Below are 12,402 nucleotides of genomic sequence, written 5' to 3'. Positions count from 1 at the left end.
AGGTCAAAGCCGGAAGCGACTGTATTGGAAGCCGTTTCGCTACGTTCAAATCAAGAAATCCTTTTCGGGGTGGGGGAAGGCTCCTTGGCAGTGGCGGAAACAGGAACTCAATCGCTGTCCAAGGCGGAGCAGCGCAAGCTGGACAGCGACCATCTTCGCGACCCGTTGTTGAGCGAGCTCAGCAACGACGATGTGCGCTTCACGGAAGATGCCGTTCAACTGCTGAAGTTTCACGGCAGCTACCAACAGCACCACCGCGAACTGCGCAAAACGGACAAGATCCGCAGCTGGCAAATGATGCTGCGGCTGCGCAGTCCGGGCGGACGCATCCCTGCCCGGCTGTTCCTCGCCCTCGATAACCTCTCCAACCGCCTTGGGGACGGAACCCTGCGGGCTACCACCCGTCAGGCCTTCCAGATGCACGGCATCGCCAAGGCCGACTTGAAAGAGGTGATTGGCACCATCGTTCGCAACATGGGCTCGACCCTGGCGGCCTGCGGGGACATCAACCGCAATGTGATGGCACCACCAGCTCCTTTTGAGAAAGGCGGCTATCCCGTGGCACGGCGTCTGGCCGATGAAATTGCCGATCTGCTCAGCCCCGAGGCGGCCGAAGGGGCCTATCTCGACCTCTGGGTGGATGGTGACCTGAGTTATCGCTTCAAGCCCAGCCGAGCCGTTCAGAAGGCCAGAAAGCGCCAGAGCGAAGGCGGCGTGTTTTCCGGCAGCACTGAGGAACCTCTCTATGGAGACACCTACTTACCCCGGAAATTCAAGGTGGCCGTCACCGTGCCCGGGGACAACTCCGTTGACCTGCTCACCCAGGACATCGGCCTGGTGGCCTTCACCGACCCCTCCGGCGATCTGCGGGGCTGCAACGTTTACGTGGGCGGTGGCATGGGCCGCACCCACAACAAGGAGGAGACCTTCGCCCGCACGGCGGATCCATTGGGTTACGTCGATGCCGCCGACGTTCTGGATGTGGTTCAGGCGATACTGGCGCTGCAACGGGACCACGGTGATCGGGAGATGCGCAAGCACTCCCGCATGAAGTACCTGCTGCACGACAAGGGAATCCAATGGTTCCGCGACACCCTGTGCGCGACCTACTTCAAGGGAGACCTCAAGGGGCTGCGCAATGAGCCCAAGGCCAAACTTTTGGACTACCTCGGCTGGCATCGCCAGAAGGCAGGGATGTGGTTCGTGGGGTTGCCCCTGCTCTGCGGTCGCCTGAATGGAGATCTCAAGGCCGGCCTCAGGCAGCTCGTGGAGACGTATCAGTTGGAGATTCGCCTCACCGCCAATCAAGACCTGCTGCTGTGCAACATCGGCACCTCCCAGCGGGCCAGCATCCGCACCCAGCTGGAAGCCCTCGGATTTGAGGTGCCTGAAGCCCCAGCACCTCTGGCCAGGCATGCGATCGCTTGTCCAGCTCTACCCACCTGCGGGCTCGCCATCACCGAATCAGAGCGCATCCTTCCGGATGTTCTCGATCGCCTCGATGCCCAGCTGCGGCGGCTTGAGATTGAGAAGTCCCTGCTGGTGAGGATGACCGGCTGCCCCAACGGCTGCGCCCGCCCCTACATGGCCGAGCTGGGTTTGGTGGGCAACGGGGTCAACCAGTACCAGCTCTGGCTCGGCGGCACCCCCAACCTCCAGCGTCTGGCGCGCCCTTACATGGAAAAACTCCCCCTAGATGATCTGGAAAAAACCCTTGAACCGCTTCTGCTCAGCTGGAAAGCCGCCGGTGGACGTCGCAGTTTCGGGGACCACATCGAGAAGCTGGGTGATCAGGAAGTGAGCGAGCTGTTGACGGCCTCGGCGTAGATCGCCACAGCGGCACCCCTTCGCCAGGCCCAGAGCTGATCTCCGAACGAGTAGTGCCACCACTCGTTCGGATGCTGGGCAAACCCCGCTGCTCCCATCACTTCAGCCAGCAACTGCCGGCGTTGATGCCAGCGCCGAGCATTCGAGTCCTCCCGACCGGCGTAGTGCTGCGGTTCAGACACCGCACCAATGGCATCAATCTCTCCCCCCATGGCCAAAGGCGTTCCATCGCTGCTGCTGAGGGTGAGGTCGACAGCAGCACCGGTGCTGTGGGGTGGCGGTGTCATGGGGTCCCGACTGGGAGCTGCCCAGAACCGCCCCACATCGGCCACCACCTGATCAAAGGCGTCCCCCGAGGGCAGTTCAACACCACGTTCACGGCAGAGTTCGGCAATGCTGTGATCCACCATGAAGGCCTGCACGGCAATCGGCCTCCAAGCATCAAAAATGCTCAGGCGCAGACTGGGATCGTGCTCAACCAGCTGCTGCTGGGCGTCAAGCAGGCGCTGAACCACCCCCAGGCGCAGTTTGAAGGGAGTCCCCGATGCCCCATAGGGCGCCCCAAGCGCCATGTACGGATGAGGCTCCATCCGCAACAAAGCTGGAGGCAGCTCTTGCATCGGCTCGCCGCACTCTGCGATGGGAATCGGGCTCCAGGGACGCATCGAGGCGGCAACAGATGGGATCAGTTCAAGGGGGTGCCGCCGCTAAGACGACGCTGCTGTGCATCCAGGGTCTCGCGCAGCAACGGGTGCTGCTCGAGCTCAGGATCGCTCTTCAACAGCTCCTGGGCGGCTGTTCGTGCATCCTCCAGAACAGCACCATCATCGGCGAGGCTGGCCAGAGCCAGATCAGGCAGGCCCGACTGACGGGTCCCCAGCACCTGTCCAGGTCCGCGCAGGCGCAGATCCATCTCGGCGATCTCGAAACCATCGGTGGAGCGCACCAGCACATCGAGACGCTGGCGGGCCAGGGGGTTGGAGCTGCCATTGATCAACAGGCAGTGGGAGGCAGCAGCACCTCGGCCGACCCGCCCCCGCAACTGATGCAGCTGCGCCAGACCGAAGCGTTCGGCATGGTCGATCACCATCACGCTGGCTTCAGGCACATCCACCCCCACTTCCACCACCGTGGTTGAAACCAGAACCTGGGTCTTGCCAGCAGCGAAGTCGGTCAGCACCGCCTGCTTGTCGGCACTGGAGAGACGCCCGTGCAGCAAACCAACGGCCATATCAGGAAAGACCTCCGAGGCCAATTCAGCGTGAACTTCCACGGCCGAGCGAAGCTCGAGCTTTTCCGACTCGTCCACCAGAGGCAGAACGACATAGGCCCGCTGGCCCAGCTTCACCTCCTCACGGATCAACTCATAGGCCTTCTCCCGCTTCGCAGCCGTGAGCATGCGGGTGCGAATCGGCGTTCGCCCTGGCGGCAATTCATCGATCTGGCTGACATCCAAATCCCCATGCATCGAGAGCGCCAGGGTCCGTGGGATCGGTGTTGCCGTCATGGTGAGCAGATGGGGCTGCAAGCCCTTGTTGAGCAGGCGATCCCGTTGATGCACACCGAAACGGTGCTGTTCATCCACCACCACAAGCCCCAGGCGGTTGAAAAAAACCGGATCCTCTAGCAAGGCATGGGTACCCACCAGCACCTTCAGCGAACCGTTGGCCAGGTCATCCAGCAGCTCCCGACGGCGAGGCCGCAGCGTGGATCCCGTCAGCAACGCGACGCTGACATGGAGCTGCGGCAGCCACTGGCAGAGGTTGCGGTAATGCTGCTCGGCCAACACCTCCGTGGGGGCCATCAGGGCCCCCTGCCAGCCCGAGGCAATGGTGCTGAGCAACGCTGCAATGGCCACCACCGTCTTTCCCGAGCCGACGTCCCCCTGCACCAACCGGGCCATGGGTTCGCTGCGCGCCAGATCAACTTCGATCTCCTGAAACACCCGTTGCTGAGCTGCGGTGAAGCGGAAGGGCAGCAGATCCATGAACTCCCCCACAAGCCCGCTGGAGCTGGACTGGAGATCCAGCTGCGGTCCCGTCCGGGAGCGCAGGGCCTGGCGTCGGCGCAACAGACCGAGCTGCAGGAGCAGAAACTCATCGAACACCAGCCGGCGGCGTCCCTGATCGAGGCTTTCGCGGTCCCTGGGCGCATGCAGGGCCTGCAGGGCATCCGACAGTGCCGGCAGCTGGAATTGCCGCTGCAGCAGGGCGGGAAGCGGATCAGGCCACGATGCCGCCAGGGGCAAAACCTGATCGATCAGGCTGCGGAAACGGTCCGCTCCGACTCCTTCGGTGAGGGGATACACGGGGAGAAGCCGACCGATGCTGGGGGATTTGACCGGAGACGAGGGGCTATCCAGCACCTCGATCAATGGATCCTGAAAGGTGATGCCATAGGGCCCATCTTTCACCAGACCACTCACAGCCACAGTTGCACCAACGGGGTAGAGGCGCTGCTGGCCTTTGAGGTAGGCCGGAGAGCTGAAGCGTTTGCCCGCCAGGAAGCGGCTCACCTTCAGGCGCCCGGTCGGATCCTGCAGCTGGAGCTCGATGATGGCGAGGTTGGTGTTCCTCGCGCTGACGAATCCGTTGCACCGGCGAATCGTGGCGACGATCGTGGCCGTTTTACCCGACACCAGCGCCTCAATGCGGCGCATCGCTGAGTAATCGACATGGTCGCGGGGGTAATAACGGAGCAGATCACGCACCAGAAGCAGGCCGATCGAGGCCAGTCGAGCCGCGAATTTCGGGCCCACACCACGGATCTGGGTGATGGGACTGTCGAGCTGCAGTGGTGAGCTGGTCCGCTGCTGGGGAGACGCCTGAACCTTCAGGCGTGGCGGTGCCATGGGAGCCGAGGGTTCCAAGCGATGGCGCAGTTCATGCAGCCACTGCCGGGCATCGGTGACCAGGCGACGGCGGGCGGGATCAGCGAGGTTTGGATAATCAGCAAAACCTGAGCTGAGCTTGGACATGCGCTCACTGACCCCCTGGGGAAAGGGCAAGGCCGGTGGCGCTGCGAGTTGCTGTTGCAGAAAAGCGTGAAAGCGCTGCTGGCGACCCTGCAGATTCTGAAAACCACGATCAGCCTCCAACCCCAGCGAACGCTGAATGGGAAGCATCCAGGCCAGAAGCAGCGAAAGCTGCTCGCTGGTCAGTCCCCGCTCAGCTGCTGCGTTGAATCGGATGGGGTCTGCCAATGGGTCCGGGCCTCACGATCCAGGGAGCGACGCTGCCAATGACGCTGCTGCCGCACCATTGTGAGCAGAGCATGGTGGTGAGCGCGCAATCGTTTGCGGCACTGACGCAGACGTGGGCTGTCGAACTCCAGATCGTTGCTGCGTAAGAGCACACAGAGCACATCCATTCCCTGGTCGAGCTCGCCGACAGCCAGAGGGAGGCGGAGGCGAAGCACATTCGTGGCCGTTGGCTGCGTTTCGACCTGTCCCTTTAAGACAGCATCCAGCAGGCTTATGGGCAGAAGGGTCTGGGCCAGTCCTGACCGCAGCATCTGCACATTTACCGCATGGGACAGGTTGCGCAGGCGTCGCTCAAGCGCCTGATCCATGGCGTGGATCCAGTTCAACAACGCATCCGGTTCATTCGGGAGAAAGTGTTGGTTTTCTTCCAGCGATGGGTCATGGGCAGCACCGGGCTCAAGGGGCTGGTGGGCCTGCTGCATCGCGTCACCGGCCAGCTCGAACAGTGAGCGGAGCACATCCAAATCTCCCGAGGAATTGCTGTCTGCTGGTTCAGGAACCGGTTCTTTGATGGGATCCTGAGCAGAGGTCATCTGGGGGGATTCAAGCGGTGAGGCCAAGCTCAGCTGAATAGATCCACTGGGTTCCTCCCGCGGCAGCTCAGACGTGGGTGGCTCGGGTTCAGGCGCACTGTCCTGGGTCTGGCGACTGAGCTTCTGCAACATGCTTCTGCTGGCATGGGCCTGCTGGCGCCGTTGCTCCTCCTGCATCTGCCGCACCAGTTGCATCAGCTGCTCCACCGTGAGCAGGACGCTGCAGCGATCGGTCAAGTCTTTGACCGATGCGTGGAAGTTTTGACGGGTCGACTCCGGAAGCCGACTGAAACGGGAGGGATCAACCTCACCGAGAAGATTGAACAAAGCCTGACGGGTTGCTCCTTCCAGCAGTTCCCGCAGCACCTGGAGATAGAGAGCCTGCTCTCTGTACAGGGCGATGGCCCGCAGCCGGCACAACCTTTGAAGGCGTGCCAGCTGTTCTGACGGGTCGTAAGCAGGCCTGACGTCCGGGTCGGACAAGGGAATCAGCCGGCGTTCTGCATGGACGCCACTTCAGCAGCGAAATCGTTCTCTTCCACCTCGATGCCCTCGCCCAGGGTGTAACGGGTGAAGCGACGAACTTTCACGTTCTCGCCGATTTTGCCGGCGGTTTGCTTCACGAGGTCAGCAACGGTGATGGAGCTGTCCTTGATGAAAGGTTGCTCCATGAGAGCGAGTTCCTTGAGGCGCTTGCCAATGCGACCTTCAACGATCTTTTCCTTCATCTGCTCCGGCTTGCCCTCGAGATCGTCACGGCCCATCTCGATCGCCTTTTCCCGCTCACGGATCTCGTTGGGGATCTCGTCGGTGGTGACGTACTCCACGTTGGGGCATGCCGCCACCTGCATGGAGACATCACGCAGAAGCGACTGGAACATGTCGCCCCGGGCCACGAAGTCGGTTTCGCAGTTCACCTCAACCAGAACACCGACGCGGGCACCGGTGTGGATGTAGCTGCCGATGGCACCCTCGGCGGCGGTGCGACCGGATTTCTTTTCAGCGCTGGCGATGCCTTTCTGGCGAAGCCACTCAACGGCCTTGTTGGCATCGCCTTCCGTGGCGGCCAGGGCCTTTTTGCAATCCATCATCCCCGCGCCAGTCTTGTCGCGCAGTTCTTTGACAAGCTTGGCGGATACGGCAGCAGCCATCGGTCGGAGCAGTGAGAAGGGAAATTGAATCGCCGCCGATTCCCTGTTTGGAATCAGCGGCGTGAACTTAGCGGTGAGAGGAGATCAGCCTTCGCTGTCGCCACCACGCTGATCGTTGGAACCGTGACGGCCCTCATTGATCGCATCGGCCAAACGGCCCAGAATCAGTTGAACAGAACGAACGGCGTCGTCGTTGCAGGGAATCGGCACCTCACAGAGGTCTGGATCGCAGTTGGTGTCCAGCATGGAGACCAGGGGAATGTCGAGCTTGCGGGCTTCGAGCACGGCATTCGACTCACGACGCTGGTCCACCAGAACCACAACGTCGGGCAGGCGACGCATGTTCTTGAGACCACCCAGGTACTTCTGGAGACGCTCGAGTTCGCGACGCAGCACCGCACCCTCTTTCTTGGGGCGCATGGCGATGGCACCACTGGACTCCATCCGCTCCAGATCCTTGAGGCGGTCGATCCGGGCCTTCATGGTGGTCCAGTTGGTGAGCATGCCGCCCAACCAGCGCTGGTTCACATAGGAGGCTCCGCAGCGGGCGGCTTCAAGCGCCACCACTTCAGAGGCTTGCTTCTTGGTACCAACGAAGAGGAAACGCTTGCCGCTGCGGGCAGCAGAACGGGTCCACTTGTAAGCGTTGTTCATGCAGACGGCAGTCTGCACGAGGTCGATGATGTGAACGCCGTTGCGCGCGCAATAGATGTAGCGCGACATCTTGGGGTTCCAACGACGGGTCTGGTGCCCAAAGTGGGCGCCAGCTTCCATCATCTCGGCGAGGGTGACGACAGCCATGGCTTGAGGGTTTCGGGTTCGCCTCCACCTGCCAGGGACCTGAACAACCAGCCAGAGCTGGTCTCACGGTGCACCCGAAACGGGCAGGTGTGCGGAGTGAAAGGACCTATAGAAGGTATCAAAACGTTGATCAGCGAAGTCCGGCTGCTCTGGCCTCGCGGAACAGGGCACGCACACCGATGCGATTGAGGGGCAAACGAAGCAGCTCCATCGCCGTTCCCGGATAGCCGTGCCGAATCAGCCAGCGGAGCAGTGGGCGAATGCTGGAGGGATTGATCAGCCCACAGAGGGTGAGCACTTCCCAAAGGATGCGATGGAACCAGGTGAACTGAATGATCAAGCGCACCCGCCTGGTTGGATGCTTGCGGTAAAAGACAAGCCCCATACGCGCCCGTTCTCCCTCCACTTCCACAAGACGGGGGATCTGGTCGAGACTCAGGGCTGGGTGCCAGTGGTACCCGACAGCGTCCGGACACTTGACCAACTCAACCCCCATCCGCCGCAGACGCTCACCGAGTTCCAAGTCTTCCCAGCCATAAAGGCGGAAACCGGTGTCAAACAAGCCTGAGCGCTCCAGCACCTCCCGATCGATGGCCACATTGCCGGTGGCGAAATAAGCCCAGGACAAGTCACGTAATTTGTGGCGTTCCGAGCAGGGTGCTTCGAAGTTGGCGGTGTTGATGACCGCGCCATAGGTGAAGCAGAGCTGATCACCCCGCCGTTGCCAGCACTGCTTCAACGCCCGTGCATGGGTGGCCAGGAAGGTTTCTGTGACCACCAGGTCGCTGTCTATGAAGACGATCACATCGCCACGGGCGTGATCCACGCCTCGGTTCCGGCCCTCCGCAGGGCCACCGTGCTCCTGCTCAAACAGGCGTACATGGGGAAAACGATGGGCCTGCTCACTCAGCCATGACGGCGTTCCATCGGTGGACCCGTCGTCGACCACAACAACCTCGTAGTCCTGAAGAGCTCCAGCAAGCTGCTGATCTTCCAGTGCCGAGAGGCATTTCTCAAGGATCGGGCGTCGGTTGTAGGTCGGAATAACGACGCTGACGAACATCGCGACAGCCGATGCAGATGGCCACCCACCCTACGAACAACAAAAAAGGGGCCCTCAGGCCCCCTTTTATGGATGATTTGAACCGCTGATCAGTCGGCGGCACCACCGTTGTTGGCGGTTCCGGTCACACCGTTACCTGCGCCTTCACCACGGCCATCGTTCCGCATCTTGCGCTTCTTGAACTTGCGCGCGTAGGCGCGGTTCCGCTCCTGCTTTTCTTTCTTCAGGTTTCTGCGCTTGGCCATGCGGAACTGCGGGCTCTGATATCAACATTCATCTTACTAAACAGCATTCTTTAATCGCCCGTCCTCCATCTGGAGCAAGCGATCGGCAACATCAACGATGCGCGGGTCATGGGTCACCATCAGCACCGCGCAGGATTGTTCACGGGCCAGTCGGCGAAGCAGCTCCACCACCTCCCGGCCCGTACGGCTGTCCAAGGCAGCGGTGGGTTCATCAGCAAGAAGAAGACGGGGGTTGGCGGCAAGGGCACGGGCAATGGCGACCCGTTGCTTTTGTCCTCCGGACAGGTCATGGGGGACTTTGGCCATGTGGTCCTCCAGGCCGACGGCACGGAGCCACTGACGGGCCTCATCCCGACGGGCCCTGTAGCTGAGATCAGGCAGAAGATCAGCTCCCATCTGCACGTTCTGTTCAGCCGTGAGGCAGCGCAGGAGGTTGTGCCCCTGAAAAATCATTCCAATGCGCCGGCGCAGCTGCTGGCGACGACGACGACCAGCTCCATCCAGGGATTGACCAAGCACAGACACCTGGCCCTGCTGAACCGTCCGCAAGGCGCCGATCAATGTGAGCAGCGTTGTCTTGCCACAGCCGGAGGGACCGGTGAGCAACACCACTTCGCCCGGCTCGATGCTGAAGCTGATGTTCTGAAGAACCTCGCGGCGCATCTCCCCTTGACCGAAGGCATGGAAGAGGTTGTCGACAACAACAGCGGCCATCAGAAGATCTCCGCAGGGTCTGCATCAATGAGACGACGCATGGCCAGGAACGACGACAACATGCACATCACCAGGATCATCACCAGAACGGTCAACGCCCGGGACAAATCCATGCCGACGGGCAGCTTGGTGGCGTCACGAACGAACCAGTACAGCCCCTGACCAGCCAGGTAGGCGGGGACGTACCCCATCGCCGCCAAATAGAAGCCCTCACGAACCACCACTCCCAAGAGGTGGCTGAGGCGATAGCCCATGGCCATCAAGGTGGCGTACTCCGGCAGGTGATCACTCACATCGGTGTAGAGCACCTGGTACACGATCACGCAGCCCACCACGAAGCCCATGGCAGCACCGAGGCTGAAGATGAAACCGATGGAAGTGCTGCTCTTCCAGTAGTTCTGCTCGAAATCGATGAAGCCCTGCTTGGTCAGCACCGAAACATCCTTGGGCAGCCGCTGGCTTAATCGGGACACCACCTGCTCAGGATCCGCTCCTGGCTTTAAGCGCACTAGACCCACTTCGATCGCCCCAGGCGGCTTCTGAGGCATCAGATCGAGAAACGTCTCGGTGCTCGTGAGCAGATTGCCGTCAGCACCGAAGCTGGTGCCCAGGCTCACCAAACCCGCCACCCGGACGCGGTTGCCAGCGATCTCGGTCTCCACCACTCGGCCATCGCGATACCAATCGGCAATGGGTCCGAATTCAGGGCGTGACAGCTGATCGAACAGGATCCGCCCTTTCTGCTTGAGAGCGTCAGTTTTTTCAGCCAGGGAGGGGTCGACGAAGAAGGGGTCGTCAGGGTTGAAGCCCAAGGCGAGGATCGACCGGTTGCGCCGCGTTTCAGGGTTCCGCCAGAGCATCAGCCCCCAGTGCACCGGGGTCACCCCATCGACAGCTGGATCAGCCAGGGTCTGAACCAGCCTCCGCCTTGGAAAGGCTTCCATGCTCACGGAGCTGGCGGAGCGGGGACTGATCAGAACGACATCGGCATCGAACAGCCGGTGCGCCGTGACGCTGGCATCAAAAAGGCCATCACGGAATCCGAGCTGCATGAACATCAGGATTCCCGCGAAGCTGATGCCGGCGAGTGCCACCAGCAACCGCACGGGCTGGCGCGTCAGCAACAGCCAGGAGAGGGGAATCCGACGGCCCCGCCAGAACCGGTTCATGGATCGAAGCGGGCGATCACCTTCAAACCAGCCAGACGGCTGACCTTGGCGGCATCTTCAGGGTTGAGCACCACATCAACCGCCACAACGCGGGCGTCGGCATCGCCGGTGGGATCGGTGGAGAGAACAGACCGTTGTTCCACCTGCGGGCTGATGCGCAGGACGCGTCCGACGAGTTCACCCCGGAAACCACCGTTCTCGCTGATGAGGCGCACGGACTGGTCGAGGCGGATCAGGGAGATATCGGATTCGTAGACCTCGATGCTGGCCTGCATCGCCTGATTGGCCCCCACATCCATCACCCCCTCTGCACCGGGGCGCTCGCCTGCACGGGCATGCAGCTTGAGCACAACACCATCAAGGGGCGAGATCAGCTGACTAAGCACGATGTCGGCCTGCAGCCCTTTGCGCTCCGCCAGGGCCTGATCCCGCTTTCCCTGAAGACGCACCAGCTCTTCACGCTTGTTGTCCACCAGAGTCAATTCGGCCGCACCCCAATAGGCGGCTTTGCTGAAGCGCTCCACCTCAAGGGCCTGAAGCTGTATCTCCTGGTCGAGGCTGCGCAGCTGCGCATCGACGCGCTCCAGATCAGCGAGCAGGCCATCCCGGTGATCGAAGGACGCCAACACCTGGCCCCGCTTGATCAAATCACCCTCATTCACATTGAGGGCTGACACCCGCGGTGTGCCTGCCATCCCCGCATTGGGAGCCGCCAGATTGCGGATGTCCCCGGCGGGCTCCAGCTGCCCCAGGGCAGCAACCGCTTCGGGACGAACCGTGCGAGCAGGCGCTGGTTCAACCGGCTTGGGTTCGGGCGTCGGCCGCAGCAACCATCCGCCGATGACCGCAATGACCAAACTTCCAGCCAGAACAGACCAGCGCTTGGGGGTCATCAGAGTTCCGGTGGGTTGTCGAACAGAAGCATGTCGATGTAGCGATCGGCCCAGGCTGAATCGAAGGCCTTTTCGAGCACGCGGCGGGTCTTGTCGTTGCGTTTCTGCTGAAGGCAATAGTTCAACTGACCCTCGTACCGGCGGACTGTAGTGAGAGCCGTTGACGGTTCGGGAGTCGCCTCGATCACGCTGGTGGCCATCACCTGCAGGTAGTGGCTCACCAGCTGCTGAAAGGCTGCTTCCTCGTCAGCACCATCTGGGCGGATGAAGCACACCTTGTTCGAGAAGATGGCGGAGCCCCAGGCCGGCAGCTCCCGAACCTGACGGAACACCGGCCATGGCCTGGCCTCAAGCCGTTGGATCAGCTGTTCCGGCAGGGCATCAGATGTGGGGGAGAGATCGACGATCGCGGCGGAGATGCCCGCAGGGCCGGCCACGATGTCGGCCCCGAAGATCGGCAGGTCGTAGTGGGGGTCGGGAAACCAGACGCTGTGGAGGATCTGCAGACCGTTGCCGAGTCGCGCAACCTCCAAATGAAGCTTGCGAAGACCGATGCAACGAAAAAGCTCGTTGCCGATCGACAGGCCTTCGCCATCGAGTTGCCCCTGGATGAAGCGCAAATCCTCATCGCAGGGGAGGATCTCCAATCCGGGCAATCCCGCCCAGGCACTACGGATCGACGCCGCCAAGGCCTGCACGAGGGGATGCTGTCCTGGCGGGGGCGCCAGTGGCTTGGGCTGCATC

General features: G+C 61.7%; 12 protein-coding genes. 1 reads left to right on the top strand and 11 read right to left on the bottom strand.

Translation table 11 applies throughout. From position 1 onward, the window contains the following. Positions 1 to 84: 84 nt before the first annotated feature. Entirely contained in the window at positions 85 to 1,827 is a 1,743-nt protein-coding gene (locus SynA1562_RS05915) for an NADPH-dependent assimilatory sulfite reductase hemoprotein subunit (protein ID WP_186495331.1), read from the top strand. On the opposite strand, the gene SynA1562_RS05910 is transcribed toward SynA1562_RS05915, so the two are convergent. From SynA1562_RS05910 to SynA1562_RS05860, 11 genes are all read right to left on the bottom strand, one after another. Beyond that, positions 1,791 to 2,492: a M15 family metallopeptidase gene (locus SynA1562_RS05910; protein ID WP_186495143.1), complete on the bottom strand. Its 702-nt coding sequence runs from the start codon at positions 2,490 to 2,492 to the stop codon at positions 1,791 to 1,793. The two genes, SynA1562_RS05915 and SynA1562_RS05910, sit on opposite strands and share 37 nt — an antisense overlap. Positions 2,493 to 2,512: 20 nt before the next feature. Then, positions 2,513 to 4,951 carry an ATP-dependent DNA helicase RecG gene (gene recG / locus SynA1562_RS05905; protein WP_255445775.1) on the bottom strand — a complete coding sequence of 813 codons (2,439 nt, stop codon included), beginning with the start codon at positions 4,949 to 4,951 and terminating at the stop codon, positions 2,513 to 2,515. A gap of 32 nt (positions 4,952 to 4,983) precedes the next feature. Continuing rightward, complete coding sequence (locus tag SynA1562_RS05900) at positions 4,984 to 6,105, bottom strand: hypothetical protein (RefSeq protein WP_186495141.1); 1,122 nt, start codon at positions 6,103 to 6,105, stop codon at positions 4,984 to 4,986. A gap of 5 nt (positions 6,106 to 6,110) precedes the next feature. Beyond that, positions 6,111 to 6,773: a translation elongation factor Ts gene (gene tsf, locus SynA1562_RS05895; RefSeq protein WP_011364197.1), complete on the bottom strand. Its 663-nt coding sequence runs from the start codon at positions 6,771 to 6,773 to the stop codon at positions 6,111 to 6,113. Positions 6,774 to 6,857: 84 nt separating this feature from the next. Continuing rightward, positions 6,858 to 7,574 (bottom strand): 30S ribosomal protein S2, encoded by a 717-nt coding sequence (gene rpsB / locus SynA1562_RS05890; RefSeq protein WP_006850376.1) that lies wholly within the window; start codon positions 7,572 to 7,574, stop codon positions 6,858 to 6,860. Positions 7,575 to 7,704: 130 nt separating this feature from the next. Then, on the bottom strand, positions 7,705 to 8,637 hold the full coding sequence (locus SynA1562_RS05885) for a glycosyltransferase family 2 protein (RefSeq protein ID WP_186495140.1): 933 nt from the start codon (positions 8,635 to 8,637) through the stop codon (positions 7,705 to 7,707). Between the two features lie 89 nt (positions 8,638 to 8,726). After that, the gene (locus SynA1562_RS05880) at positions 8,727 to 8,882 is read right to left on the bottom strand and encodes a hypothetical protein (RefSeq protein ID WP_006850288.1); all 156 of its coding nucleotides are present in this window, start codon (positions 8,880 to 8,882) and stop codon (positions 8,727 to 8,729) included. A gap of 36 nt (positions 8,883 to 8,918) precedes the next feature. Beyond that, positions 8,919 to 9,596 (bottom strand): DevA family ABC transporter ATP-binding protein, encoded by a 678-nt coding sequence (locus tag SynA1562_RS05875; protein ID WP_186495139.1) that lies wholly within the window; start codon positions 9,594 to 9,596, stop codon positions 8,919 to 8,921. Then, entirely contained in the window at positions 9,596 to 10,765 is a 1,170-nt protein-coding gene (devC, locus tag SynA1562_RS05870) for an ABC transporter permease DevC (RefSeq protein WP_186495138.1), read from the bottom strand. Before devC ends, SynA1562_RS05875 begins: the two co-directional genes overlap by 1 nt. Beyond that, positions 10,762 to 11,658 (bottom strand): HlyD family efflux transporter periplasmic adaptor subunit, encoded by an 897-nt coding sequence (locus SynA1562_RS05865; RefSeq protein ID WP_186495137.1) that lies wholly within the window; start codon positions 11,656 to 11,658, stop codon positions 10,762 to 10,764. The genes devC and SynA1562_RS05865 overlap by 4 nt, the downstream gene beginning before the upstream one ends. Then, positions 11,658 to 12,401 (bottom strand): phycocyanobilin:ferredoxin oxidoreductase, encoded by a 744-nt coding sequence (locus SynA1562_RS05860; protein WP_186495136.1) that lies wholly within the window; start codon positions 12,399 to 12,401, stop codon positions 11,658 to 11,660. Before SynA1562_RS05860 ends, SynA1562_RS05865 begins: the two co-directional genes overlap by 1 nt. Position 12,402 lies beyond the last annotated feature (1 nt).

This window comes from Synechococcus sp. A15-62 (assembly GCF_014280075.1).
GTDB lineage: Bacteria > Cyanobacteriota > Cyanobacteriia > PCC-6307 > Cyanobiaceae > Parasynechococcus.
Note: the sequence above shows the minus strand (reverse complement) of the source record. Positions and strands in the feature narration are given on the sequence as shown.